The organism is Ruegeria jejuensis, from assembly GCF_041537905.1.
Lineage (GTDB): Bacteria > Pseudomonadota > Alphaproteobacteria > Rhodobacterales > Rhodobacteraceae > Ruegeria_C.
This window is the reverse complement of sequence record NZ_JBGRUO010000031.1, coordinates 25,602-47,815: the sequence shown is the minus strand read 5'-3', so window position 1 is coordinate 47,815 and position 22,214 is coordinate 25,602. Positions and strand designations below refer to the sequence as shown.

The window sequence follows — 22,214 nt, the reverse complement described above, 5'->3', positions numbered from 1 at the left end:
CCAACAGACCACATTCGGCGCTCGGAAATCTGACGCCGAGAGAATTTGCTGAGAAAACAATGATGGACAAACTGGCCGCCTAAGGTCATCAAACCAAACCCCAAGGACTCTCAGACAGATGGAGGAAACTTGGGGCTCAGGTCAGACCCTGCAAGGCCTAACGCCGTTCGAATACATCTGCAAAATCTGGACAAACGAACCTGATCGCTTCAACGTCAATCCAACCCATCGCAGCATGGGACTGAACACCTAATCCCGCTAATCCTGCTAATCAGAAAGGCACCCGCACCGTGCGTAACCGGTACGGGACCGATTGTCAGCGTTTGCTCAAGTGCGGCCAATAGTGCCCCTACCCTTAAGTATCCTTGGTCAATGGGATGGATATAGCGGACGATATGACCGTAACAACCGTAATTACCGAGACACATGCGAGTGTTGCCCCACCCTGTACATCTCAGCGGCGATCCCTCATGAATCAAGTACATACTGAAACGCTCTAGATCCTGAGAAGGTCGAAGCGATTGCATGTGACATCATGGAAAACAGTCAAACTACACCGATACAGTTGCGTGCTGATGGCGAAAGGTTTGTGTTGATCGAGGGGCTGCATCGGCTTGAGGCAATTCGAGCGCTGGGTGAAGAAATGGTCGAAGGCGTTCTTGTCCGCGCAAGGCTGCACTGAGACATTCAGCTTCCGCACCCTGCTACATCTGCACTTGCTGTTCAGGCTTCAGAAAACCCAAGCTTGAAGGGCCTATCCATCTGAGAATGATGAACTGCCAGCGATTTACAAAGAAGTTTCGCGAATTGGCCGTCTCAGAAAACTTGGACGGGAACCCGCCAAGAAAACCGACCGGTGCAGTGTCCTCTGAGTCTTCGCAATCCCAGTTGTTTGCATCTAAAATTGTGCAATCTGCTCGCTGAGCTAAGAAGGGTTGGTTGTCGACCCTGAATGTAACAGTTCCCGCCAATGCGTTGACTGAGTATAGAGTTTTGCGACCGGCAGCGGCATCACAATCGTCAATGCTTTGTCTTAGTTGTTCCTTCGTCATTCCAGTATTTCGGTGAAGCACCATCGGTGCGATAATATTTCCGTTTCGGCAATGTGCACTGTAGGCAACAACTTGATCGGCTTTGGGACCTGTTGCCCAGTAGGAAGCACCACAAAGCAAGACGACTGCCCAGAAAACCCAGCGCCAACCTACGTGCATGACTGATCCTCGCACTTGCTACCTCAACCGCCTACCTTCGTCACATGCCAACTGAGCGACGACACGCACGAACTCGGCCAGTTCTTTGCCCTCCAGTTCAACCGCGCCAGCAACAAAGGCCGATACGTTTGGGCCGCGCGAACAAGCCTTTGCCTCTGAACTGATGCTGTCCAGCGCCTGCTTTATCTCGTCCTCTGGGGTCATGTTGGCAGTATGGCATGTTCATGCCCGTTGTGGACAGTATGCCCTTGGTCGTAGCCATCCGAACCATTAGCGCAACCTTGCTCCTAGTCGAGGGTAGTGGTCCTCTAGAGCATTCGAAAACATGTGGCGAGGCTGCGTGCCCCCTTTTCATAGATTATCGCCCGTCCCCCCGGCGGGTTGTCTGCCAGTCCGCGCGGCCTCACGAGTGCAACTCAATGCATTCAGGTTACTACAGCACTTCCTTCCCGACCGGTTCGCCAAATCCGACTTCCTGGTCCTCGACCAAATGTACTCGGCCAATGGACTGATACACGTCCATCATGGCCACCATCACCTTCTCCACCTTGGCAGCGATATCCGGGTTCGCTTCGACGCACGGATGTTCACCAACGTAAGAACCGTAGCTGTCCATCAGGACGTATGCAGTTTGCAGGGCCTCGTGGGCGGCATAGTCGGACATATGAACCTCCTTCAAAAAAGAGGCCCGGGTATCACAGGGCACGGTTGCGCTCCAAGCGAAAATTCAACAATCGTTCATCTCGAACAGTCATCACCGGTTCGGCCCCGATACCGAAAGCAGACGGTTCGACATTTTGTTGCGCCAAGCCGCCTGCGAATAGTAACAAAGAGGCAAAAGGGCGCGCGAATTGGAACCGATCAGTCTTACATTGGAAATGTCAGTGGTGCTCGGCCTGCTGGCACTTACCGTCTTCCTGTTTGTCTCGGAGATCGTCCGCATTGATTTTGCGGCGATCATGGTCATGGTGCTGCTGGGCCTTCTCAGCCAGTTGCCGGGCCTCGGCTCACTTGCCGATGTCAGCCAGCTATTTGATGGTCTTGCCTCGAACGCTGTCGTTTCGATCATTGCCGTCATGATCATCGGGGCCGGCCTGGACAAAACCGGACTGATGAGCAACGTGGCGGCTTTGATCCTCAGGCGGGGCGGCAAGACTGAAACCAGAATCATCCCCATCGTTTCCGGCACGGTCGGGATCATATCGTCATTCATGCAAAATGTCGGGGCCGCCGCATTGTTTCTGCCGGTGGTCAGCCGGATTTCGGTGCGCACTGAACTGCCGTTGAGCCGATTGCTGATGCCGATGGGGTTTTGCGCCATTCTCGGCGGCACCATGACGATGGTGGGTTCGTCGCCGCTGATCCTGCTGAACGATCTGTTGAACAGTGCAAACCAGTCGTTACCGGCGGATCAGCAAATGGCCCCCTTCGGGTTGTTCTCCGTCACGCCCATCGGCATATGTCTGGTCGCGACAGGTATTCTCTATTTCACCTTCCTGGGCCGTTGGGTTCTGCCAAAGGGCAACAAGACCGGCGACGGAACCAGCGCGCAATCGTTGAAGGATTATCTTAAGAACATCTACGGTCTGAAGACCGATATCTTCGAGGTCACGATCCCTGCCGGGCATCCCTGCGTCGGCGAGACCTTTGATGATCTGATGCAGCGCTATCATGTCTACGTGATCGGCAGCGCCTATCACGGGCAGCGCTGGTTTGCGCCCGTCATTCAGACCGAGATCACGGCACCCTGCCGCCTTGCGATCCTCGGCCGCCAAAAGGTCATCCATCAAATGGTGAACGAAGGCGGCTTCATCCTGCATAATGACCTAGATGTCTTTGCCGAAGACTATGCACCGACAAAATCAGGGGTCGCCGAAATGGTCATCCCGCCGGGGTCAGCGGTGATCGGAAAATGCGCCCATGATCTGGTCTTTCGCAAAACCTATGGGGCCAGCCTACTCGCGATCCACCGCGATGAAGAAACCATGAGCTATGTGGAAACCGAAGACCACGCGCCCACGCCGGTCGGCGAGGTGCCCTTTCACGCCGGCGATACGCTGGTCATCCACAGCACCTGGGAAGCTCTCACGCGGCTGACGCGCGACCGCAATTTTGTCGTGGTGACCACTGATTTCCCGCAGGAAGAACTGCGCCCCAAAAAGGTGATCTGGGCGCTTCTTTTCTTCTTGGTCGCACTTGGGCTGATCCTGTTTTCCGACCTGCGCCTTTCCCTGTGCCTGTTGACCGGGGCGGTGGGGATGATTCTGACGAAGGTTCTGGATATCGACGATGCTTACAATGCCGTCAGTTGGAGCACCGTATTTCTCCTTGCCAGCCTGATCCCGCTGGGACAGGCCGTACAATCTACAGGCACTGCCGCGTGGATTGCCCAGCAAATCCTCTCCCTTCTGGAGGGCTGGCCAATCTGGTCGCTTCAGGCTGGCGTTGCGGTTCTTGCGACCATCTTCACGCTGATCATGTCCAATGTCGGCGCCACGGTATTGCTCGTGCCCCTGGCGGTCTCGATCGCCTTCGCCGCCGGAGGCGACCCGGCGATCTTTGCGCTGACGGTGGCGATCTCCACATCAAATTCCTTTCTCATTCCAACCCATCAGGTGAACGCACTGATCATGGGACCAGCGGGCTATAAAGTGATTGACTTTGTAAAGAGTGGCGGGGTCATGACGATCCTGTTCCTGATCGTTTCACTGGTTGTGATGGGCGTTGTTTTTTGACCCGCGACCTCGCCTACAACTTCGCTCGCTGACTGTCGCTCAGGCAACTGAACGACTACCGACTGACGTCGGTAGGATCGGCGATGTGGTTTTCGAGGTATTGCAACACGACGTCTTCGGTGATGGCGCCGTTGGTCGTTGAGAAATACCCTCGCCCCCAGAACCGGCGTCCCCAATAGCGCTTGCGGATCGCGGGGAATTCCCGTTGCACCTTGTGGGACGAACGGCCCTTCATCTTGCGCACCAGATCGGAAATGGCAATCTTCGGCGGCGCGGACACGAACATGTGGACGTGGTCACTCGACAGCACACCGCGCAAGATGTCGACCTCGTTCTCCCGACAGACCTGCCGAAGGATGTCGCGCACCCGCAAGCGCAACGCCCCGGTCAACACCTTGTAGCGATACTTCGTCGACCAGACGATATGATAGCGATGATAGAAAACGCAGTGCTTGCCGCTGTCATATTGCATGATCTTACCCTCTGGAAAATGAGCCTTCGACCCGGCTGCGGCTCATTTTCCAGAGGGTAAGATCATTACACGATTCTTTACGCTGAAGCGGGTCCGACTGGAAGTCGGAGGGTTTGCTCCAGAGCGTGGATACTAAACCGGGCCAACTCTCATGTATGAGGGCCGACCCTTGCGCACGTAATGACCGGGAACAAATCTTCATGGCGGGGTTTCTCGGCAGTCCGCGAAAAACTCAGTTTCGGCCCCAACCCCTGCTGCATTGGAGATGCTTTTTTGGCCGTCTTGCCCTTAGTTAGGGCATTTGCGCACTCCGCCTCACGATACCGTAAGCGGGAAAGAAGGTGCAAGTTGAGTGGTTGAGCTTGTGTCAGGTTGATGATCTTAGCCCAACAATCCGCATCGCCTTAGCTATCACGCCATTTGCTGAGGGCTGCTTTGCTACGACCTTGTTCTTCTGCCGCGCGGGGCGCGCAAAAATATCCATGCGCGCTCTGCCCAGCCTAAAGTTGCTTCCAACAATTGGATTGTGAGTGCGATCAAGGAACTTCTGAAACTCATCTGCATGTTCGTCTGGCACCAGCTTCCCAGCGCGCATCGGGTCCCAATTGAGCAGAAATGCTTCGCTAATCCGCTCGGCGAGGCGCGCCTTATGCTTTGGCACTCGAATGGCAAATATGTTGTTGGTGATATGCCTCGTCTTCAGCCCGACCGTCTCAGACTTATCAACGCGCGAGGCGAAGGTTGACCTTAGGTTTCCAGGGGTTAGTTCGAAAATAGCTTTGGGACCGGTCGCGTACTGCATGCCCTTCCCACGGAACATGTTCAAGTCATGATGGACGATGTAGCTTCCGGGCTTCATCAGAGGGAGCACGGCCAATGTGTCAATGGCTGGCCACGGGTGTTTGTGAGCCGCATCAATAAAGCAGAAGTCTATGCTATTTGGCTCGTAGTGGTCTTGAACGTTCAGGCTGGTGCAGCCGGAAGATATTTCTATCGCCGCCCGGCCCTCCGGAGACAGCGCCTTTGCGAGATATCCAACTTCCTTGGTCTTATCCGCATAAAACCGTTCACCCTTGTCGAAGCTGTGCACCTTTGCGTCGGGGAGCATCATCGCAAGAAGCGAGGTTGAAACCCCGCTGGCGCATCCGATTTCAACCACCGCCTTTGGCTCGGTCTCACAGAGGATCGAATGAATGAAGCGCAAGTCGTGCCCATCGATAGCGCCCATGCCTGGGTTCCAATGGGTATTCAAAAACTCAGCAACCTTAGGGCTAATATCCGGCACGCGGTCCTCCGTGGGTAGGTGCCTCACCGATACCCGCAATTAGATACGTGCGAAAGGCTCATTTGCCGTTTTTTTGGGGGCGTGCGGTTTTGCTGGGAAATCCCATACCACTCCACTCTCGCTGCGGCGGGAGTCTTTGATTTCGACCGCCAGCAGCGGTTGTGGCGGGGTGCACAATCGGCGTTCTGGCTCCACAGGCTCCGCCCTACCCGCTCACCCGCCAGACACTTGCAGTGGAAGCCCAGTCCCGCATGGGTTCTGAAGATGTGCTGGAAATCCTCTACAGGCTATTCCTGCGCCACGGAAAGCCCGAGGTCGTTCGAAGCGGCAAAGGTCCGGAATTCGCGTCAAAGGCTACCCAGGGCTGGCTCAAGGACCAAGAGTCGTCGTTCGGTTCTCGTTTGTTTGTCAGCGCGCCACCAAGAAACAATGTCGCGGACCTTGATTGAAGATTCGCCAGCAATTCAAGGTCAGTACGCCTGTGTTGAAACTGCTTGTTTCGTTTTGAGCGTTTGCCAAACTGAAGCTCATTGAGTGAGCCAAGGCAAGTGGCAGCGCAATCCTCGCAATCCCGAAGCGACCATAACTCGAAACACGCTTGCCAGTCGATTGTGCTGCTAACTGATCGCTGTTTTGCATGGATAAGTTACGCTAAAAGTAATAGAAATTCTTCGAGCGGACCCTAGGCAGACATGGTGGCATATCTGTTCTAGTGGATCAGGCCCTGCTGATTCGGTCCTTCCTGCGCGCAAGGCTTTTTTGCGCAAATCGGGTAAGGGATTAACTGTGTGAATACAGCATAATCGCTGGAGGGTATGAGCCGTTGGGTACCCACGAAGTACACGAGTACAAACTGGTCGGCGTACAACGAGGCGTTTAAGCAGCGCGGATCACTGATGATCTGGTTTGATCCGGCGATAATCTTAATACCACGGCCTAGCTGCTGCGGGGCAAGGAGTGGCATTAAATGAGGAAGCAAGAAGCATGAGGCAGTTCTTCAGACTAGGTTTGCTGATTTGCGGCGCAACGTTGCTGGCAGCCTGTGATACCGGACCGAATGGATTTGGCACCGCGCCCCCGGGTGTGTCACAGGCCGATTGGGACGCACAACAGAAGGCCAAGCGCGAAGCCTTCTATAAGTGCATGAGTGGCCCCAGACCCGGCGGAGACTCCGAGAAGTGTTACGCGCTCCAGTGATGCGAACCAAACCAGCGTTACGCCCTTGTCCTGTTCGGTGACTTGGACCGGGTCGCAGGCCTCTTAGCAGGCCCGATTTCGCGACGATCTGCCACGAAATTTTCCTCGCCTCCTGGTTTCTCCGACGTTTTGACAGATGACCGGTTTTCTGTGCCTGCCTCAGCTTCGAGCACAATAGGCTCTCGTCAGCGCGACCCGACACCCAATTTTTGAGATGCGTCGGAAGTCTGGTATCAAGACTTAAGGCCATCCAAGGAGTTCAGAATGCCCCAATACAACGATATGTTCGAGTTGACGGTGGAAGACATGGACCTGATCGAAAGGTCGTTGCGCAGCCTTCCTGAGGCTTTGCCCTCAGAAGGGCGAGAGGAAACAGAACGCAAGATCCACGATCTACTGGGTCGTTTGCATAACCAGAAGATCTTTTACCGGCCCAAAAGTGGCGTTTATATCGGCGGATAGCGGAAGTATTTTGCGCGCCAAGGATAAAATGAGCACTCCACTTTAAGATTGTCGCGCGGCCTCGCACGCGAAACGGGGCACATCTGCCTTCTGTGAATGCTTGGCTTATGTGAAATTGTTCACTGCGCCCGCCCCGGTGTTCCTGCTAGCTCGTTAACCATTGTGGAACTGCTCGGGAAGGTCACCATGAAACTCAGCGCTCTGGAAGCCATTTGCTTGTTTTTTGCGAGCGGGGTAGCCGCCTCGGGGTTCGTTGGGGCCGCAACCGCTCTGATTTCTGCTATATGAACTTGCCTCGGCACCCGCGGAAGGTCCCGCTGCGACCTTTGGTTGCGACAATGACCATTATTTGGCATGATTGAACACCTTATTGGCGGGGATTTGCAGAAACCGGCCAGAATACTGGAACGATATTGACCAAGCGAAATACATGTGGCCAACAAGGACACGAGAGAGAGAACCAAGGCATTCATGCAGACACCTTTTCCACAGATCTTATCCAAGTCCCTTAATGCGCTGGACACTCAAGCCAGATGTGCCGACGCGGTGCATTTGCTTTCAGCATCCCCCATTCCACGGGACGTGGCCGAATGGCTCTCAGAAACGGTAGAGAGGCTCGTGCGCGACGACGAACTGGCACTGGACCTGCATATCTGCCTGTCCATGGCCTCAAACGGCAACGCCCACGGATAAGGGCTTGCACATCTTGCCGCCGACGCTGATCCGGTCTTAGGTTCAGGCACGCTCCGACGCCATCCGCGCCCGTGCAATCCGCGAATCCAGATTTGACCGGGACCGATCCGGGCAGTGTTTTGAGATGGCCCTTGACGATTTTTTCGATACTGGCACTGATTGAACCCGCAGGGCCGCAACGCCTTCCTGCTACACAAACGTCCATGGCTTCATGATCGGCAACACAGGCATTGGCTAAAAAGACGGATACCGAAAGCGAGGTCGGCCAGACGCTTCAGCGGCTACGTCTGGAGCGCGACCTGACGCTCGCTGATCTGGCCGGACAGGCGCAGCTTTCGACCGCGATGATCAGCCGGATCGAAAACGGTCACGTCTCGCCCTCGCTTGGTACGCTGCAATCGCTGGCGGATGCATTGGATGTTTCGCTGATGGCGTTGTTTACCCATTCCGAGCACACGGCCGATGTGCATCACGTCAAGGCCGGGGAAGGGTTGCGGTCCCGGCGTATCACGCAAGGCCATGCGCATGATTATATGCTGCTTGGCAAGCATGGTGGACCCGGCGGCAGCTTTCAGTCCGCGCGCATTTGCATCTTTCGCGAGGACTCGGAAAATCTGCCGCGTTATCAGCACGAAGGGCATGTCTTTATCTACATGATAGCCGGAGACGCGACCTATCGCTGTGGCACCGAAGACTTCGCCATGTCGGCAGGTGACACGCTGAGTTTCGATGCCAAGCTGCAGCATGGTTTCCGCGAGATTCTGAGCGACATGATCGAGATCATCACGGTATCGACGCGCCCGCAATGATCGCTTCCCCATATCGCCCTTCGGGGTCGGCCCAATGCTCGTACATAGGCGCTTGAACGGGATGCATCGGATCGATTTCTATCGGCAAGACCGGGTCAGATAATCTTCGACCATATCGCCAAAGCTCTGCTCGACAGCACATTCGAACCCGCCCGCGCAGCGCAGCACCAAGGCCTTGAGGCCGAACAGTTCGGAATAGGTGACCGCATCCGCGCCGAACACGCTCTCATGCAGGTCCAGCGGACAGGCGATGGCCATCACCTGGGACGCGTCCGGCCCAGTGACGCGAAAGAAGCTCAGCGTGTCCGAGACGCGCACGATGCTGATCTCTGCCGGACAAGAAGCGGGCTGTAGCTGCGCCTCCAACACCTCTTCCTGCGCCAGCGGCGCACGGGCGAACCAGTGATCGCGCCCGATATGGTAGAGCTCCACCCCTCCCCTGGCTGTACGGGTGTTGGGATATTCCGGGAAAGGGGGCAACGTGCCACCGACCCAATTGCGCAGTGCATCTGCCGCGCCTTTGAGATCGAAAACAGCGTTCAGGCCACAGCGCTGGAGGGTCACATCATAGCGCATGTCAGGACCTCAACCGTGTGCCGTCGGGGTCATGAAAGACCGGTTTCGTGACAAGGACCGGGATCACCTCATCCTGTAGCCGGACATAGGCGGTTTCGCCTTGCCTTGCGTGGCCGTTGTCCAGCAAGGCCAAACCGACCCAGCACTGGTTCACAACGCTCCAGACGCAGGCCGTGACCAGCCCCTCAGTTGCCTCTTTGCGGCCAGCGGGTGTCAGCGGCGCGCCTTCAGGGATTTGCCGGTTGGGGTCCTGCGGCAGGATGCCCACCAATTCGCGCCGGGTGGCCCGACCCGCGCGGCGCAGCATCACCGAGCGTTTGCCCAGATAATCAGGCTTTGTCTTCGACATGACCCATCCCATCCCCAGATCATAGGCATCGACGGTGCCGTCCACTTCATGACCCATCGACAAAAACCCCTTCTCGACCCGCAGCACGTGGCTCGATTCCGAGCCCACAGGCAGGATGCCGAAGGGCGCACCGGCTTCCATCACCTTATCCCAGAGGGTCCTCAAATGGCGCGGGGCAACGTTGACCTCATAGGACAGCTCTCCGGTAAAGCTGACCCGTGCGACACGCGCCGGAAACCCGGCGACCATACCGTCGCGAATGGACATGAAGGGAAAAGACTGTGGCGACAGATCGATATCGGTGCCCAGCGCCTGCATCACGTCGCGCGCATGGGGCCCGCAGATAGTGGCGTTGTTCCATTGGCTGGTGACGGTGGTGATCATCACCTGCCATTCGGCAAATTCAGTCTGCAACAGCTTTTCCATATGCTGGTTCACCGCATCCGCATGCCCGGTCGAGGTCGAGAGCAGCCAGCGGTGATCGTCCAGCCGAAACACCACCCCGTCATCCAGGATCAACCCGTCATCCGTCAGCATCAGCCCATAGCGCCCATCGCCGGGTTTCAGGCTGGACATGACGTTGGAGTAGATGAAGTCGAGGAAGCGCGGCACATCCCGACCCTTCAACTCAAATGTGCCAAGGGGCGAGCCGTCATAGACGCCAACAGCCTCGCGCACAGCACGGCATTCACGGTTCACCGCCTCCTGCAGGCTCTCGCCGGGCTTGGGGAAGTAGCCCGGGCGCTGCCAGCGGGCACCCGCCTCGTACATCACCGCGCCATTGTCCTTGTTCCATTGCGTCACCGGCGTGTGTCGATAAGGAAACAGAACGCTGTCCTCTCGCAGCCCTGCAATTGCGCCAAATGACACCGGTGTATAGGGCGACCGGAAAGTGGTTGTGCCGATCTGCTCAATGGGCTCGCCCTGCTGCATCGCAACTGTGCCGATAATGTTGATATTGCTTGTCTTTCCCTGATCCAACCCCATGCCACCGGTGGTGTAGCGTTTGACATGTTCGATATTGGAGTAGCCCTCGCGCAGGGCCAGATGCACGTCGCTGACCGAGACATCGTTCTGAATATCCAGAAACGCCCTGCCGCGCTGCACCGGCACATCCACGCGCCAGAGCGGTTCAATCGCATAAGGCAGATCCGCACCACCCGCGACGATCCGGTCCAGCGTCATCTGGCCCGCCGCAGCTCCCACGGCACGGCAATTCTGCACGGCCCCGTCTGGCAGGAACGCGGCCAAACCCTCGTCATAGCGCAGCGAACTGCGGGACTGCGACCACAGATGCACCGTCGGATTCCAGCCGCCGGAATGGGCAAGCACATCGCATCTGATCCATTTGGGTATGTCGCCTGACGGCGGCGCGGCCAGTACCGCACGCACCCGCTTGTGACCAAAGATGCCCGCCGCCACTGTCGCGGGATGCACTTGCAGGTCGGGGACCAGATCCAGCGCCGCTTGTGGGACATGTTTGCGGCTGTCGAGGATGGCCGTCACGATGATCCCCGCCGCCGCCAGATCAGCCGCCACCGCATAGGCGCTGTTATTGTTGGTAAACAGCGCCACCCGTTTGCCGGGGGCGACCCCCCAGCGATTGACATAAGCCTGTACCGAGGCGGCCAGCATCACGCCGGGCCGGTCATTGCCGCCAAACACCATGGCGCGTTCGGTGGCCCCGGTGGCAATCACCACCTCGCCCGCGCGCACCCGCCAGCTGCGCTCCAGAATGTTGCCCTGTTCGGGGGAGCGCTCATTCACCATCAGCAGGTTATGCTCGCGATAGGCCCAGACAGTGGCGTTTTGCAGATGTGTGACGCTCTCCATCCCGCGCAGCTCGGCCACCGCGTCACCCACCCAGTCCAGTGCCGGTCGTCCCCCGATGGTCAGGTTGCGGTTCAGCAGGCTGCCCCCGGCTTCGCTCCCCTCATCGGCCAGGAATACGCGCTTGCCCGCGCGCCCAGCGTCAAGCGCGGCCTGCAGCCCGGCGGGGCCTGCGCCTGCGATCAATACATCTGCATGGGCATGGCGCGCCTCGAAATGGCCCGACGACGGCGGCTGCGCCGGGGCCGGAGCCAGACCGGCCGCCTTGCGGATCGACGGCTCGAACAGGTGCCAGCCGGGCCATTTGAACGTCTTGTAATAAAACCCGGCAGGCAGGAACCGGGCCAGCACCTGCGCCACGCCACCCAGATCGAAACCGGGCGACGGCCAGCAATTGACCGAGCGCGCGCTCAGCCCCTCGCGCAGCAGCACCGTGGTGGCAGGGCAATTGCTCGAGGCATCCTCACCCTCCAGCTGCACCAGCGTCGCCGGCTCCTCGGGGCCGTGCCCGACGATGCCGCGCGGGCGGTGATACTTGAAACTGCGGGCGGTGACGCGCACGCCGTTAGCCATCAGGGCCGAGGCCAGCGTATCGCCGTCAAAACCCTGGTAATCCTTGCCATTGAAACGGAACCGCAGCGGCCGGTCGCGGTTGATACGGCCGCCGGTGGTCAGGCGGCTACTCAGTCCCATCGGGTGCCTCCACGATGCCATGGGTTCGCGTGTCGCGCCAGATCGTGAGCCATTCGCCGCAACCGCGCGCGTGCCACCAGTGTTCCTGCACCGGCCCCAGCGGGTTTGGCGCCACGGTCAGATAGTCCACCCATTCCGCATCACTGACCGCATTGGGGTCGGGTCGAGCCGCGCGCGCCGGGCCACCATAGATGAACTCGCTTTCGTTGCGCGTGCCGCAGAACGGACAGGGAATGAGCAACATGGTCGGGTCCCTTCTACCGCGCCGTGGTGGTGCCGGCTTCCATCACGAAATCCAGATGCCGGAACCGGTCAAGGGTAAAGGAGGCCATCAGCGGGTGCGGCTCTCCCTTGGCCACCAGATGCGCCAGGGTCAGACCGCCGGCCGGGATCGCCTTGTAGCCGCCCCACCACCCGGCGGTGACGAACAGACCCGGAACTTCAGTCTGATCCATGATCGGCGAGGCGTCATGGGCGATATCCAGATGCCCGCCCCATTGCCGCAATAGCTTGAGCTTCTTGAAGCGCGGGAACAGCGACAGCATCGCGCTGACCGTATCCTCGAACACATGCTGCTTGATGTCGCGGCGAAAGCTCTGCCCCATGTCCGGCGCGCCGCCGATCACCATTTCGCCCTTGTCGGACTGACTGAAATAGAACCCGCTGTCGGGGCAGTTCACGATCACGTCGACCAGCGGCTGCACCGGCTCGGACACAAACGCCGTCAGGTTCATCGTGCGCAACGGCAGCCGCAAGCCCGCCGTTTCGGTCAGCGTCGTGGTATGGCCCGAGACCGCCACAACCACCTTGTTGGCGCACACCGTTCCACGGCTGGTCGCGACCCCTTTGATCGCGCCTTGCGCACCGCGCAGCAGGCAGTACACCGCAGTCTGCTGGTGGATCTCGACCCCCATCGCATCCGCCGCGCGGGCATAGCCCCAGGCCACCGCATCATGGCGGTTCACGCCCGCATCGGTATGGACCATGCCGCAGATCACCGGCAGGCGCGCCTCCGGCCCGCCCCCCGTCAGCGCCGGAATACGGCGGCGCAGCTCTGCGGTCGTAATCTGTTCATAGGTGGAGCCGTAGATATCCATCACCAGTTGCCGCCGCCGCAACTCGCGCAGCTTGGGCCAGGTCTGGACCACATCCACCATGGTGCGCTTGGAATGCATCATGTTGAAGTTCAGCTCACGGGTGAGCCCTTCGTACATGGCGACGGATTTGACATAAAACGGGATTGAGGCGTCCCGCATGTAGTTCGACCGGATAGTCACCGTATTGCGCGCGATGTTGCCACCACCCAGCCAGCCACGCTCCAGCACGGCGATATCGGTAACGCCGAACTCCTTTGCCAGATAATAGGCCGTCGCCAGCCCGTGCCCCCCCGCCCCGATCACCACCACGTCATAGCGATCCTTCAAGGGTGGGCTGCGCCAGGCCAAGGGCCAGTTCCGATGTCCCGAAAGCGCATTACGCGCAAGTGACAAGAGGGAATATTTTTGCATATTGGTAATAATATTGACCACAGGTCACATTGCGTCAACGGATTTGAGTGCTGAAGCACCTGCTGCAACATCCAAGCGGCTTGGTGCCCGCGGGCCTGTCCTCAGAGGCGGGTTTTTGATGACTTTTCGAGTGTTTGGTGCCAAGCGGCAGGGTCACGCGCTGCTTCGCTCAGGCCTGCTTCAGGACGTTGTCGGGATCACTGGCTTCGGCCTTGATGGCGCGGTCCAGCACCCGGCGGAACTGCTTGGCCCCCGCATCCAGCCCCAGGTCGATATGGGGCGTTTTGGCGTGTTTCATGCCCAGATGCACCTTTTCCAGCACATCCTTGTCCTCCAGAAACGCCATCCGCGCGCCGTCATTCATGAAAGTCGACACATCCGCATTGTCGGGATCAGAATTGCGGTGCTGAAACCAGAAATACCGGGTCCGGTCCGCATCGATCGGGGTCATGAAATTGTAGGAGATATTGATGAATGTCTCCTCAACCGGCGCCTTGTCATAGCCGCCCGTGCCCACGGGGGTATAGATCGACTTGTTCAGCGCGATCGCGGGCAGGCACATTTCGTAATGCTGCAAACGGTCGCAATCGCCCTCAAACGCCACCAGCTTGGCGTAATAAGGTGAGGGCGGCTTGTTCTCGATCCAGCGCGAGACGATGACACCGCGATTGGTCTTTTCTACATTCAGCGGTTCCTCATCAGTCCCGGCCCCGGCAAACGAGGTGACATGGACCCAGGCCACGTGGCTGGGATCAAGCAGGTTGTCGCAGACCCACAGGTAGTGGCAGTCGATATCCATCACCCCGCCATCAGTCAGGCCCCAACTGGCATCGTCATAATTCTCGACCGGGAATATCTTGTCGGGATCGGCCAGCGCCGGATCGCCCATCCAGATCCACAACAGGCGATAGCGGTCTACCACCGGGTAGGATTTGACCACCGCCCGGCGCGGGGTCATGCCACGCTGGGTGGGGCTGTCGATGCAGGTTCCGGAACAGTCGAATGTCAGCCCGTGATAGCCGCATTCCACGTTGTCCCCCTTCAAGTTGCCCTCCGACAGCGGCAATTTGCGGTGCGGGCAGGCATTTTCCAGCGCAACCGGGCTGCCGTCTTGCTGCCGATAGAGCACGATATTCTCACCCAGAAAGGTTTCGGCGCGCAGTGCGCGACTGATATCCGCGCTCCAGGCCGCGACATACCAGCAGTTTCTCAGAAACATGAAAGCGCTCTCCGTCCGATCAGATGGCTGGGGACAGTATGGCGCAGCCCCAGCCCCTTGCGCCATGCCCGATTGGTAATGACACATATAAGGAACACTAATCCAACCGACCCGCAGGTGGCGGAATATCGGGCTGCGCATCGGCCTCAGAGCGAATCCAGCTCAGAAACTCGCCCACCTTCTGGCTGTCCTTGCTTTCATGCCGCCGCACCAGCCAGTAGGACAGCGGCGATTGCGTCAACTGCGCAAAAGGCCGGACCAGCCGCCCATCGCTCAGCGCGTCGATGACCAGAGGTTCGCGTCCAAGTGCGACACCCAACCCTTCGATGGCGGCCTGCACCACCATGTTCGACTGCCCCAACCGCCGCGTACGCAAGGGCGATGGCAGGGTCAGGCCGCATTGCTTTGCCCAGAACTCCCAAGTGGGACTGGCAGCGCCGTGATGCAGGTTTTCGTCCACCAGCAAACTGTGGCGGGTCAGGTCGTCGATCCCGCGCAACTCTGGCAACAGGCTTGGGGCGCAGACCGGAAACAGCCGTTCGGCCATCAGCAGGTCAACCTGATAGCCGGGAAACTCGCCCAGCCCATAACGAATGCCGATATCCGCATCGGCGCCGGAAAACGGCTGCTGGCCGGTATCGGTCGCGATCGAGATCGACAGGTCGGGATGCGCCAGATCGAAGTGAATGAGCCGCGGAAACAACCAGGTGAAGGCAAAGCCGGGCAGGCAGGAGATCACGATCGTACGGTCGGTGCGGGTCTTGTCGCGCAGCTGCGTGCAGACATCCGAGATCCGTCCAAGCCCCTCGGATATGGCAAGCGCCAGTTGCTCACCCTCGCGGGTCGGGCGCGACTGCCGCGCGCCACGCACCAGCAAATCGCGGCCAAGCCACTCTTCCAGAGTACGTACATGCTGGCTGACCGCGCTCTGGCTGACCCCCAGCTCTGCCGCGGCCGAGGAAAACCCCGCATGACGCACAACGGCCTCAAAGGCGCGCAGGGCAGAATAGGGGAGGTTCAGGATCATATTAGTCACCCTAATGCTTGCCATTATCACTTTCAAATGGATCAGAGCCCGTACCGGGCAGTATTTTACAAACACTTCATACAAGGAGTGGTTGATGTCGGAGATGACGCCCGAACGGGGTGCGTGCAATCTGCTGGTGAACTGTGCCCACGCGCGGGCCGGTGACCGGCTGCTGATTGCCTATGAACCGCCCGAGTTCGGCTATTTTGATGCAGACAGCGTTGAAATCGTCAACCGCACCGCCCGGTCGCTGGGCCTGTCGGTCGATGCGGTGGATGTCGGCTTCAACCCAGATAATCCGCATCTGCCCACCGACCTTCTGGCACGGTTCGAGGCGGCCGACATCATTCTGTTCCTGGCCCGGCTTGGCGATCAGCTGCGGTTCTCGGACATGCCGCAGGGCAAGAAGATCATCGTCAGCTTTGCCCTGACGCGCGAGCTGTTCGGGTCGGGGTTTTCCAATGGCCACCACGATGCCTTCATGGAGATCAAATCCGGGATCAACGCGGTGCTGGACGCCGCAGAAGAGGTTCGGATCACCTGCCCGCTCGGCACTGATGTGCGTGGCCGCCCGGTGATGGATCTTACCCCCTCGGGCGACACTTCAATACTGCGGTTTCCAATGTCGGTCTTCACCCCGGTGCCTGCACACAGCTTTTCGGGGCGCGTGGCGGTCGGGTTCCTGACCGGCACCGGCTCAAAATATTATGACAATTACACGATCGAATTTGACCGCCCGGTCTTTGCCCATATGGAACAGGGGCGTCTGACGCAGTTTACAGGCGATCCCGCCAACGCAGCACGGGCCGAGGCCCAATATGACCGGGTAGCCGGGCAGTTCGGCATCGACCGTGATTACGTGCATTCCTGGCATGCAGGCATCCATCCCGGATGCGGATACCCCTGGGACATGCGCGAGAATTTCGAGCGTTGGGGTGGGGCGGCCTTCGGTAATCCGCGCCTGCTGCACTTTCACACCTGCGGCGCCTATGCGCCCGGCGAGATCAGCTGGAACGTGATCGACCCCACCATAGTGATCGACGGAGTGACTTATTGGGATGCTGGCGTGTTCCATGCCGAACGCCTGCCCGAGGGACCGTCGATTCTGGCCCGGCATTCCTGCGCGGCGGCTCTCTTTGCCGATCCCGATCCCGATATCGGCCTGCGCGTGGCGATCTGAGCCGCCGGGCTTGATCGAATCGCGCCGCGCCGGGATAATCTCTTGTTAATAGGGCCGGTTCGAGGTGGTCCTATGGTGCGGAGCACTCCCGTCTCCGGTGCCGGTCCATGCGTCGAGGGTCCGCCCCCGCACCGGCAAATCGTGGAACTCACATGTCCAACGCAATCGTCACGCCGCTGACCCAGGCCCTGGCCGAAGGGAAATTGACACGCGAAGAGCTCAAGGGATTCATGCAGCGTTCAAACGGGCCGGGGCTGCGTCATCTGGCGCTTTGGCTGCTGCTGCTGGGTATCACCACCACCCTGATCACACTGGCCTGGAACTCCTGGCTGATCTGGCCCGCCATGTTCGCGCAGGGCGTCGTTCTGGTGCATCACTTCTCGCTACAGCATGAATGCGTGCATTACACCGTGTTCCGGACCCGCTGGCTCAATGATCTGGTCGGGCAGATTTGCGGGCTGATCATCGTCCTGCCGCATCGGTTTTTCCGCTACGAGCATTGCGACCACCACACCTACACCCAGCTCACCGGCGAAGACCCCGAACTGATCCCCCTGCCCCGGACGATCGGTCAGTACCTGCTGTACCTTTCGGCCCTGCCCTATTGGCGTGGCAAGTTCACCGAGCTATTCCGTCATGCTTGCGGAAACCTCAGCGCGGCAGAGCTGCGCTTCATCCCCAAGGTCGAATACAAGGCAGTCTATCGCGATGCGCGACGGATGCTGGCGATCTATGCGGCGCTGTTTTTGGCCATGGCGCTGACCGGCTGGTGGGGCCTGATCTGGTACTGGATCATCCCGCTGTTTCTGGGCGAGCCGGTGATGCGGTTCGTACGGATGACCGAACATGTGGGGCGCCCCAACGTCGCCCAAATGTCCGAAAACACCCGCACCAATCTGGTCTCGGCCCCTATGCGGTTTCTGTGCTGGAACATGAACTACCACGCCGAGCATCACTATGTCGCCTCGGTCCCGTTTCACGCATTGCCGCGCCTGCATGACAAACTCAAGGATCACATCTTTGTCGAACCCGGCGGCTATCTTGCTGCTCATCGCGACATCCTGCGACAGATCCTGCGTCAGAACCCCGAGCACTAAGCCATGGCGACGAAAAAACCCTGGCGGGACGTGATCGAGGTCACCCGGCTTGAAAAGAACTGGGTCACGCGGGTCGAGATCGGATCACGCATCATCGCGCTCTATGATACGCCCAGCGGGATCTATGCCTCGCAGGCGCTCTGCAATCATGGGGGCGCAGACCTGTGCGACGGTTATTTCGATGGGCATGTGATCGAATGCCCGCTGCATCAGGGCGCGTTCGATGTGCGCGATGGCACGCCGGTCTCGGCCCCGGCCACCAGGGCGATGCGGATATTCGAGGCGCGGGTGGAAAACGGCATGGTGCAGATCAGGATGTGACGGTCAGTGCTTTTCCGACTTCTTCTCCAGCCGCGCAAAGATGCGGCTGAGACCAAAGCAGACGATGAAATAGAACGCCGCCGTGGTGATCCATGCCTCGAAGATCATCCGGGACGAGGCCACAAGCTCGACCGTCTTGTAGGTCAGTTCCTGCACCGAGATCAGCGACAGGATCGAGCTGTCCTTGATCAACGAGATGAATTGGTTGGCCAGCGGCGGCACCACCTTCTTCATCGCCTGTGGCAGCACCACATAGCGCAGCTCCTGCAGATGGCTCATCCCGATGGAGCGCGCCGCCTCGTGCTGGCCCTTGGGGATCGACTGGATACCCGCCCGCACGATCTCGCCCACAAAGGCGCTTTCGAACAGGGCCAGAACGATCACACCCGACACCAGCGACGGGAACCGCCGCATCTCGCCAAAGAAGAAGGTCCAGATCTGGTTGTCCTCCTGCCGCGCGATCCCGCGCGCCCAGCGCTCAAGGTTCAGCGCGTCGATCAGTTGTTGCGACAGGAAGAAAAAGAAGATGAAGACCACAACCACCGGCGGCACGTTACGCAGAAACTCAAGATAGGTTCGCGCCAGCATCCGAATGGTCAGGTTGGCGGAACAGCGTGCGACACCCAGAATGGTGCCCATAATCAGCGCCAATATACCGGAATAGATGCTGATACGGATCGTCGCGACCAAACCCTGCAACAGCAGGTTGGCGAAATACTCCTCGCGACCCGTGTGCCAGCCGACGATGTAGCCGGGGATCAGCTCCCATCGCCATTTATAGTTGAGCGTGCCCTCAATCGAGAGCCAGATATACCCGAAAAACGCCATCAGAACCGCCACGATCACATAGTCGGGCCATCTGAGCTTCTTCAGGAAGGATTGCACCGGGCAAGCTCCGCATCAGGGTCCGGGGGCCGCATAGCCGCCCCCGGGTGATTTCGGTTACTGGGCGACCTGATCGGCCCACTCTTCGGTGCCGAACCAGTAGGCGTGACGCTGTTCCAGCCAGCCCGAACGCCATTGCTGGGCGATCCAGTTGTTAAAGAAGTTCATCGCATCCGGGTCCCCCTTGCGCACGCCAAAGGCTTCGCCGCGCGGGTCATAGAGGTTTTCGAACGGAACGATCAGCGTCTCGGGGTTGCGGCCCGCCTCGCGGTTCGGCGTCGGCTGCGCCGCCATCGAGGCATGGGCATTGCCGTTCAGTACCTCCTGGGTCGAGGCACCGTCCTCGTCAAACAGCAACAGCGTGGCTTCGGGAAAGTTCTGCGCGATCACCGCTGCGGGCGTTGCCCCGCGACGGGCGGCGAAGGTGACATCGGGGCTGTTGAAATCCTCCAGCGTCATACCTTCGGTCATCGACTTGTTGGCCAGGATGGCGAGACCGGAATAGGCATAGGGGTCGGTGAAATTGATGGTCAGATTGCGCTGCGCGGTCACCGACATGCCCGAGATGATCACATCAAAATTGCCCGAGACCAGCGCCGGAATGATCCCGTCCCAGGCGGTTGGCACGAACTCGACCTCGACGCCCATATCCTCGGCCAGTTTGCGCCCGACATCCAGTTCGAACCCGATCAGATCGCCGTTCTTGTCACGCATCGACCAGGGCACGAACAGCGACAGACCGATCCGGATCACCCCATCCTGCTTGATGGTTTCAATCGCGCTTTCGCTGGACAGGCCCTGTGTCGCGCTCTGCGCCCAGGCCGAGGATGCCATTCCAGTTGCCACAACAGCGCCCAATGCGGCCCCGAGCATTCTGCGAGTAAGCTTCATCTTGGTTCTCCTTGTTGTCCGGTCAATTTTTCAGATTTATTGGTCGACGGCATATTTCTTCTCCAGATGGGAAACGCCGATCGACAGGATCAGGGTCACCACCAGATAGACCAGCGCGATGGTGAACCAGATTTCGAAACTCATGTAGGTATCGGAAATGATGTTGCGTCCGAACGTAGTCAGTTCGGCCACCGCGATCACGCTGACAATGGCCGAGGATTTGATCAGATGCACAACCTCACCCGTCATCGGCGGCAGCATGAACCGCACCGATTGCGGCAAGATGATATAGAGATAGGTCTGATAGGGGCTCATCCCGATCGACTTTGCGGCCTCCCACTGGCCCGCCGGGATGGCGTTGATCCCGGCGCGCAGGATTTCCGAGATCAGCGCCGAATGGAACACCGCGAGCGTCAGGATGCTGGCGAAATAGCGATCAAAGCCAAAGATCGGCCCCAGCACGTAATAGAACAGATACAGCAGCACCAGCAGCGGGATGTTACGGATCAGTTCCAGATATCCGACCGCAACCGCAGAGCCGATCACCAGACCGGACAAGCGCAGCAACGCCACCAGCAGGCCGATCGCCGTGGCCAGTAGAAAGGCGGTGACGGACAGTTTGATCGTTGCCACCAGCCCGATGGGAATCTCGCCCCATTCGAACCCGACCTCCGTGTTGCGATAGAGGAATTGTGGCACCCGGTACCATTGCCAGTTATATCCCATCCCCTGCGCCCCGGTATAAGCGCCATAGGCGATCAGCCCGACGATGATCGCGTAGATGGTGACTGAGACCGGAATCGATCCGAAAAACCGCTTGCGAAATGGAGGTTTGGGCAACTCCTGCCCCCGGGACCGAGATATGCCCAGATCGCTCACGTCAATGGGCCAGGATCTGATCCAGGAACAGGCGGCAGCGCTCGCTGGAGGGTTGGATGAAGAACTGCTCGGGCGGCGAGATTTCGACGATCTGGCCCGCCTCCATGAAGACCATCGTGTCGGCCACCTTGCGGGCGAATCCCATCTCGTGAGTAACGACGACCATGGTCATGCCGGTCTCGGCCAGTTCGACCATCACGTCCAGCACCTCGTTGATCATCTCGGGATCAAGCGCCGAGGTCGGCTCGTCAAACAACATGATCCGGGTTTCCATGCAGAGCGAGCGCGCGATCGCCACGCGCTGCTGCTGGCCGCCGGACAGCTGGGCCGGGTATTTGTCGGCCTGTTCGGGAATATGCACCCGGTCGAGATAGCTGCGCGCGGTCTCTTCGGCCTGTGCCTTTGGAATCTTGCGCACTTTCATCGGGCCGATCATCAGGTTTTCCAGAACGGTCAGATGCGGGAACAGATTGAACTGCTGGAACACCATGCCCACTTCCTGACGCAGCTCTCGGATATCCTTGGCGCCCTCATAGACCTCGATCCCGTCGATCACCAGACGCCCGGAATTGTGCCATTCCAGCCCGTTGAAGCAGCGGATCAACGTGGATTTGCCCGAGCCCGAGGGGCCGCAGATCACCACTTTCTCGCCCTGATGAACGGTCAGATCGATATTCTTCAGCGCTTGAAACGTGCCATAGAACTTGTCCAGATTGCTGACTTCGATCATCGGGGCGGGCCGGGTCATGCCGGGCCTGTCATCTTCGGGGAAAACGTAGTCTCCTGCCAGTGATCCAGAGCGCCTGTCGCGCAGTCCCCAAGCAGACAGGGACCGGTCGCATGGCGGACCCCGGGCTGGCGATGCGAACGGGTGGAGCAATCGGGCAAGGCCTCA

At 59.0% G+C, this 22,214-nt stretch carries 23 protein-coding genes and 3 pseudogenes; 11 read left to right on the top strand and 15 right to left on the bottom strand.

Translation table 11 applies throughout. The features are described 5' to 3' along the window. Positions 1-142: 142 nt before the first annotated feature. Positions 143-253, top strand: a pseudogene (locus tag AB1E34_RS23955) (IS481 family transposase); the annotation flags it as partial. Between the two features lie 255 nt (positions 254-508). Beyond that, positions 509-682, top strand: a pseudogene (locus AB1E34_RS26155) (ParB N-terminal domain-containing protein); the annotation flags it as partial. 22 nt (positions 683-704) lie between these two features. On the opposite strand, the gene AB1E34_RS23945 reads toward AB1E34_RS26155, so the two are convergent. From AB1E34_RS23945 to AB1E34_RS23935, 3 genes are all read right to left on the bottom strand, one after another. Beyond that, the gene (locus tag AB1E34_RS23945; RefSeq protein WP_372574819.1) at positions 705-1,211 is read right to left on the bottom strand and encodes a hypothetical protein; all 507 of its coding nucleotides are present in this window, start codon (positions 1,209-1,211) and stop codon (positions 705-707) included. A gap of 18 nt (positions 1,212-1,229) precedes the next feature. Then, complete coding sequence (locus AB1E34_RS23940) at positions 1,230-1,415, bottom strand: hypothetical protein (RefSeq protein ID WP_372574818.1); 186 nt, start codon at positions 1,413-1,415, stop codon at positions 1,230-1,232. Positions 1,416-1,644: 229 nt separating this feature from the next. Next, positions 1,645-1,875, bottom strand: coding sequence for a hypothetical protein (locus AB1E34_RS23935; RefSeq protein WP_372574817.1), 231 nt, complete (start codon positions 1,873-1,875; stop codon positions 1,645-1,647). Between the two features lie 214 nt (positions 1,876-2,089). Here AB1E34_RS23935 and AB1E34_RS23930 point away from each other — a divergent pair, with 214 nt between their 5' ends. Beyond that, positions 2,090-3,946, top strand: a complete 1,857-nt coding sequence (locus tag AB1E34_RS23930) for an SLC13 family permease (RefSeq protein WP_372574816.1) — start codon at positions 2,090-2,092, stop codon at positions 3,944-3,946. A gap of 55 nt (positions 3,947-4,001) precedes the next feature. Here the strand turns inward: AB1E34_RS23930 and tnpA are convergent, their stop codons facing one another. After that, on the bottom strand, positions 4,002-4,418 hold the full coding sequence (gene tnpA / locus AB1E34_RS23925; RefSeq protein WP_372572594.1) for an IS200/IS605 family transposase: 417 nt from the start codon (positions 4,416-4,418) through the stop codon (positions 4,002-4,004). Between the two features lie 367 nt (positions 4,419-4,785). After that, positions 4,786-5,703 carry a class I SAM-dependent methyltransferase gene (locus AB1E34_RS23920; protein WP_372574815.1) on the bottom strand — a complete coding sequence of 306 codons (918 nt, stop codon included), beginning with the start codon at positions 5,701-5,703 and terminating at the stop codon, positions 4,786-4,788. Positions 5,704-5,954: 251 nt separating this feature from the next. Here AB1E34_RS23920 and AB1E34_RS23915 point away from each other — a divergent pair, with 251 nt between their 5' ends. The 5 genes and pseudogenes from AB1E34_RS23915 to AB1E34_RS23895 all read left to right on the top strand — a co-directional run bounded on the left by AB1E34_RS23915 (position 5,955) and on the right by AB1E34_RS23895 (position 8,864). Further along, positions 5,955-6,152, top strand: coding sequence for a hypothetical protein (locus AB1E34_RS23915; protein WP_372574814.1), 198 nt, complete (start codon positions 5,955-5,957; stop codon positions 6,150-6,152). A 366-nt stretch (positions 6,153-6,518) separates the two neighbouring features. Continuing rightward, positions 6,519-6,617, top strand: a pseudogene (locus tag AB1E34_RS23910) (IS5/IS1182 family transposase); the annotation flags it as partial. A 547-nt stretch (positions 6,618-7,164) separates the two neighbouring features. Next, a complete protein-coding gene (locus AB1E34_RS23905; RefSeq protein WP_372574813.1) occupies positions 7,165-7,362 on the top strand; it encodes a hypothetical protein in 198 nt (65 codons plus the stop codon). A gap of 432 nt (positions 7,363-7,794) precedes the next feature. Further along, entirely contained in the window at positions 7,795-8,055 is a 261-nt protein-coding gene (locus AB1E34_RS23900) for a hypothetical protein (RefSeq protein ID WP_372574812.1), read from the top strand. Between the two features lie 230 nt (positions 8,056-8,285). Beyond that, complete coding sequence (locus tag AB1E34_RS23895) at positions 8,286-8,864, top strand: helix-turn-helix domain-containing protein (RefSeq protein ID WP_372574811.1); 579 nt, start codon at positions 8,286-8,288, stop codon at positions 8,862-8,864. Between the two features lie 78 nt (positions 8,865-8,942). Here the strand turns inward: AB1E34_RS23895 and AB1E34_RS23890 are convergent, their stop codons facing one another. The 6 genes from AB1E34_RS23890 to AB1E34_RS23865 all read right to left on the bottom strand — a co-directional run bounded on the left by AB1E34_RS23890 (position 8,943) and on the right by AB1E34_RS23865 (position 16,066). Beyond that, positions 8,943-9,440 carry a sarcosine oxidase subunit gamma gene (locus AB1E34_RS23890; protein WP_372574810.1) on the bottom strand — a complete coding sequence of 166 codons (498 nt, stop codon included), beginning with the start codon at positions 9,438-9,440 and terminating at the stop codon, positions 8,943-8,945. A gap of 1 nt (position 9,441) precedes the next feature. Then, complete coding sequence (locus tag AB1E34_RS23885) at positions 9,442-12,312, bottom strand: 2Fe-2S iron-sulfur cluster-binding protein (protein ID WP_372574809.1); 2,871 nt, start codon at positions 12,310-12,312, stop codon at positions 9,442-9,444. After that, a complete protein-coding gene (locus AB1E34_RS23880; RefSeq protein WP_372574808.1) occupies positions 12,299-12,556 on the bottom strand; it encodes a sarcosine oxidase subunit delta in 258 nt (85 codons plus the stop codon). The genes AB1E34_RS23885 and AB1E34_RS23880 overlap by 14 nt, the downstream gene beginning before the upstream one ends. A gap of 13 nt (positions 12,557-12,569) precedes the next feature. Then, positions 12,570-13,802: an FAD-dependent oxidoreductase gene (locus AB1E34_RS23875; protein ID WP_372574807.1), complete on the bottom strand. Its 1,233-nt coding sequence runs from the start codon at positions 13,800-13,802 to the stop codon at positions 12,570-12,572. 187 nt (positions 13,803-13,989) lie between these two features. Next, entirely contained in the window at positions 13,990-15,039 is a 1,050-nt protein-coding gene (locus AB1E34_RS23870; RefSeq protein WP_372574806.1) for an aromatic ring-hydroxylating dioxygenase subunit alpha, read from the bottom strand. A 97-nt stretch (positions 15,040-15,136) separates the two neighbouring features. Next, complete coding sequence (locus AB1E34_RS23865) at positions 15,137-16,066, bottom strand: LysR substrate-binding domain-containing protein (protein WP_372574805.1); 930 nt, start codon at positions 16,064-16,066, stop codon at positions 15,137-15,139. Positions 16,067-16,160: 94 nt separating this feature from the next. Here AB1E34_RS23865 and AB1E34_RS23860 point away from each other — a divergent pair, with 94 nt between their 5' ends. The 3 genes from AB1E34_RS23860 (at position 16,161) to AB1E34_RS23850 (ending at position 18,664) form a co-directional block, all read left to right on the top strand. After that, a complete protein-coding gene (locus AB1E34_RS23860) occupies positions 16,161-17,246 on the top strand; it encodes a hypothetical protein (protein ID WP_372574804.1) in 1,086 nt (361 codons plus the stop codon). Positions 17,247-17,398: 152 nt separating this feature from the next. Further along, a complete protein-coding gene (locus tag AB1E34_RS23855; RefSeq protein ID WP_372574803.1) occupies positions 17,399-18,343 on the top strand; it encodes a fatty acid desaturase family protein in 945 nt (314 codons plus the stop codon). A 3-nt stretch (positions 18,344-18,346) separates the two neighbouring features. Continuing rightward, entirely contained in the window at positions 18,347-18,664 is a 318-nt protein-coding gene (locus tag AB1E34_RS23850) for a non-heme iron oxygenase ferredoxin subunit (protein WP_372574802.1), read from the top strand. 3 nt (positions 18,665-18,667) lie between these two features. Here AB1E34_RS23850 and AB1E34_RS23845 read toward each other — a convergent pair whose 3' ends face one another. From AB1E34_RS23845 to AB1E34_RS23830, 4 genes are read right to left on the bottom strand one after another with little or no spacing between them, the layout of a single operon-like run. Then, complete coding sequence (locus AB1E34_RS23845) at positions 18,668-19,549, bottom strand: amino acid ABC transporter permease (RefSeq protein WP_372574801.1); 882 nt, start codon at positions 19,547-19,549, stop codon at positions 18,668-18,670. 57 nt (positions 19,550-19,606) lie between these two features. Continuing rightward, complete coding sequence (locus tag AB1E34_RS23840) at positions 19,607-20,440, bottom strand: transporter substrate-binding domain-containing protein (protein WP_372574800.1); 834 nt, start codon at positions 20,438-20,440, stop codon at positions 19,607-19,609. A 36-nt stretch (positions 20,441-20,476) separates the two neighbouring features. Further along, positions 20,477-21,280 carry an amino acid ABC transporter permease gene (locus AB1E34_RS23835; protein ID WP_372574799.1) on the bottom strand — a complete coding sequence of 268 codons (804 nt, stop codon included), beginning with the start codon at positions 21,278-21,280 and terminating at the stop codon, positions 20,477-20,479. Between the two features lie 40 nt (positions 21,281-21,320). Next, positions 21,321-22,067: an amino acid ABC transporter ATP-binding protein gene (locus AB1E34_RS23830; RefSeq protein ID WP_372574798.1), complete on the bottom strand. Its 747-nt coding sequence runs from the start codon at positions 22,065-22,067 to the stop codon at positions 21,321-21,323. Between the last annotated feature and the right edge of the window lie 147 nt (positions 22,068-22,214).

Bases quoted from the DNA above. Each gene is read 5' to 3' on its own strand.
- AB1E34_RS23945 (WP_372574819.1), bottom strand. From the start codon at position 1,211: ATGCACGTAGGTTGGCGCTGGGTTTTCTGGGCAGTCGTCTTGCTTTGT.
- AB1E34_RS23940 (WP_372574818.1), bottom strand. From the start codon at position 1,415: ATGACCCCAGAGGACGAGATAAAGCAGGCGCTGGACAGCATCAGTTCA.
- AB1E34_RS23935 (WP_372574817.1), bottom strand. From the start codon at position 1,875: ATGTCCGACTATGCCGCCCACGAGGCCCTGCAAACTGCATACGTCCTG.
- AB1E34_RS23930 (WP_372574816.1), top strand. From the start codon at position 2,090: ATGTCAGTGGTGCTCGGCCTGCTGGCACTTACCGTCTTCCTGTTTGTC.
- tnpA (WP_372572594.1), bottom strand. From the start codon at position 4,418: ATGCAATATGACAGCGGCAAGCACTGCGTTTTCTATCATCGCTATCAT.
- AB1E34_RS23915 (WP_372574814.1), top strand. From the start codon at position 5,955: ATGGGTTCTGAAGATGTGCTGGAAATCCTCTACAGGCTATTCCTGCGC.
- AB1E34_RS23905 (WP_372574813.1), top strand. From the start codon at position 7,165: ATGCCCCAATACAACGATATGTTCGAGTTGACGGTGGAAGACATGGAC.
- AB1E34_RS23890 (WP_372574810.1), bottom strand. From the start codon at position 9,440: ATGCGCTATGATGTGACCCTCCAGCGCTGTGGCCTGAACGCTGTTTTC.
- AB1E34_RS23885 (WP_372574809.1), bottom strand. From the start codon at position 12,312: ATGGGACTGAGTAGCCGCCTGACCACCGGCGGCCGTATCAACCGCGAC.
- AB1E34_RS23880 (WP_372574808.1), bottom strand. From the start codon at position 12,556: ATGTTGCTCATTCCCTGTCCGTTCTGCGGCACGCGCAACGAAAGCGAG.
- AB1E34_RS23870 (WP_372574806.1), bottom strand. From the start codon at position 15,039: ATGTTTCTGAGAAACTGCTGGTATGTCGCGGCCTGGAGCGCGGATATC.
- AB1E34_RS23865 (WP_372574805.1), bottom strand. From the start codon at position 16,066: ATGATCCTGAACCTCCCCTATTCTGCCCTGCGCGCCTTTGAGGCCGTT.
- AB1E34_RS23860 (WP_372574804.1), top strand. From the start codon at position 16,161: ATGTCGGAGATGACGCCCGAACGGGGTGCGTGCAATCTGCTGGTGAAC.
- AB1E34_RS23855 (WP_372574803.1), top strand. From the start codon at position 17,399: ATGTCCAACGCAATCGTCACGCCGCTGACCCAGGCCCTGGCCGAAGGG.
- AB1E34_RS23850 (WP_372574802.1), top strand. From the start codon at position 18,347: ATGGCGACGAAAAAACCCTGGCGGGACGTGATCGAGGTCACCCGGCTT.
- AB1E34_RS23840 (WP_372574800.1), bottom strand. From the start codon at position 20,440: ATGAAGCTTACTCGCAGAATGCTCGGGGCCGCATTGGGCGCTGTTGTG.
- AB1E34_RS23830 (WP_372574798.1), bottom strand. From the start codon at position 22,067: ATGACCCGGCCCGCCCCGATGATCGAAGTCAGCAATCTGGACAAGTTC.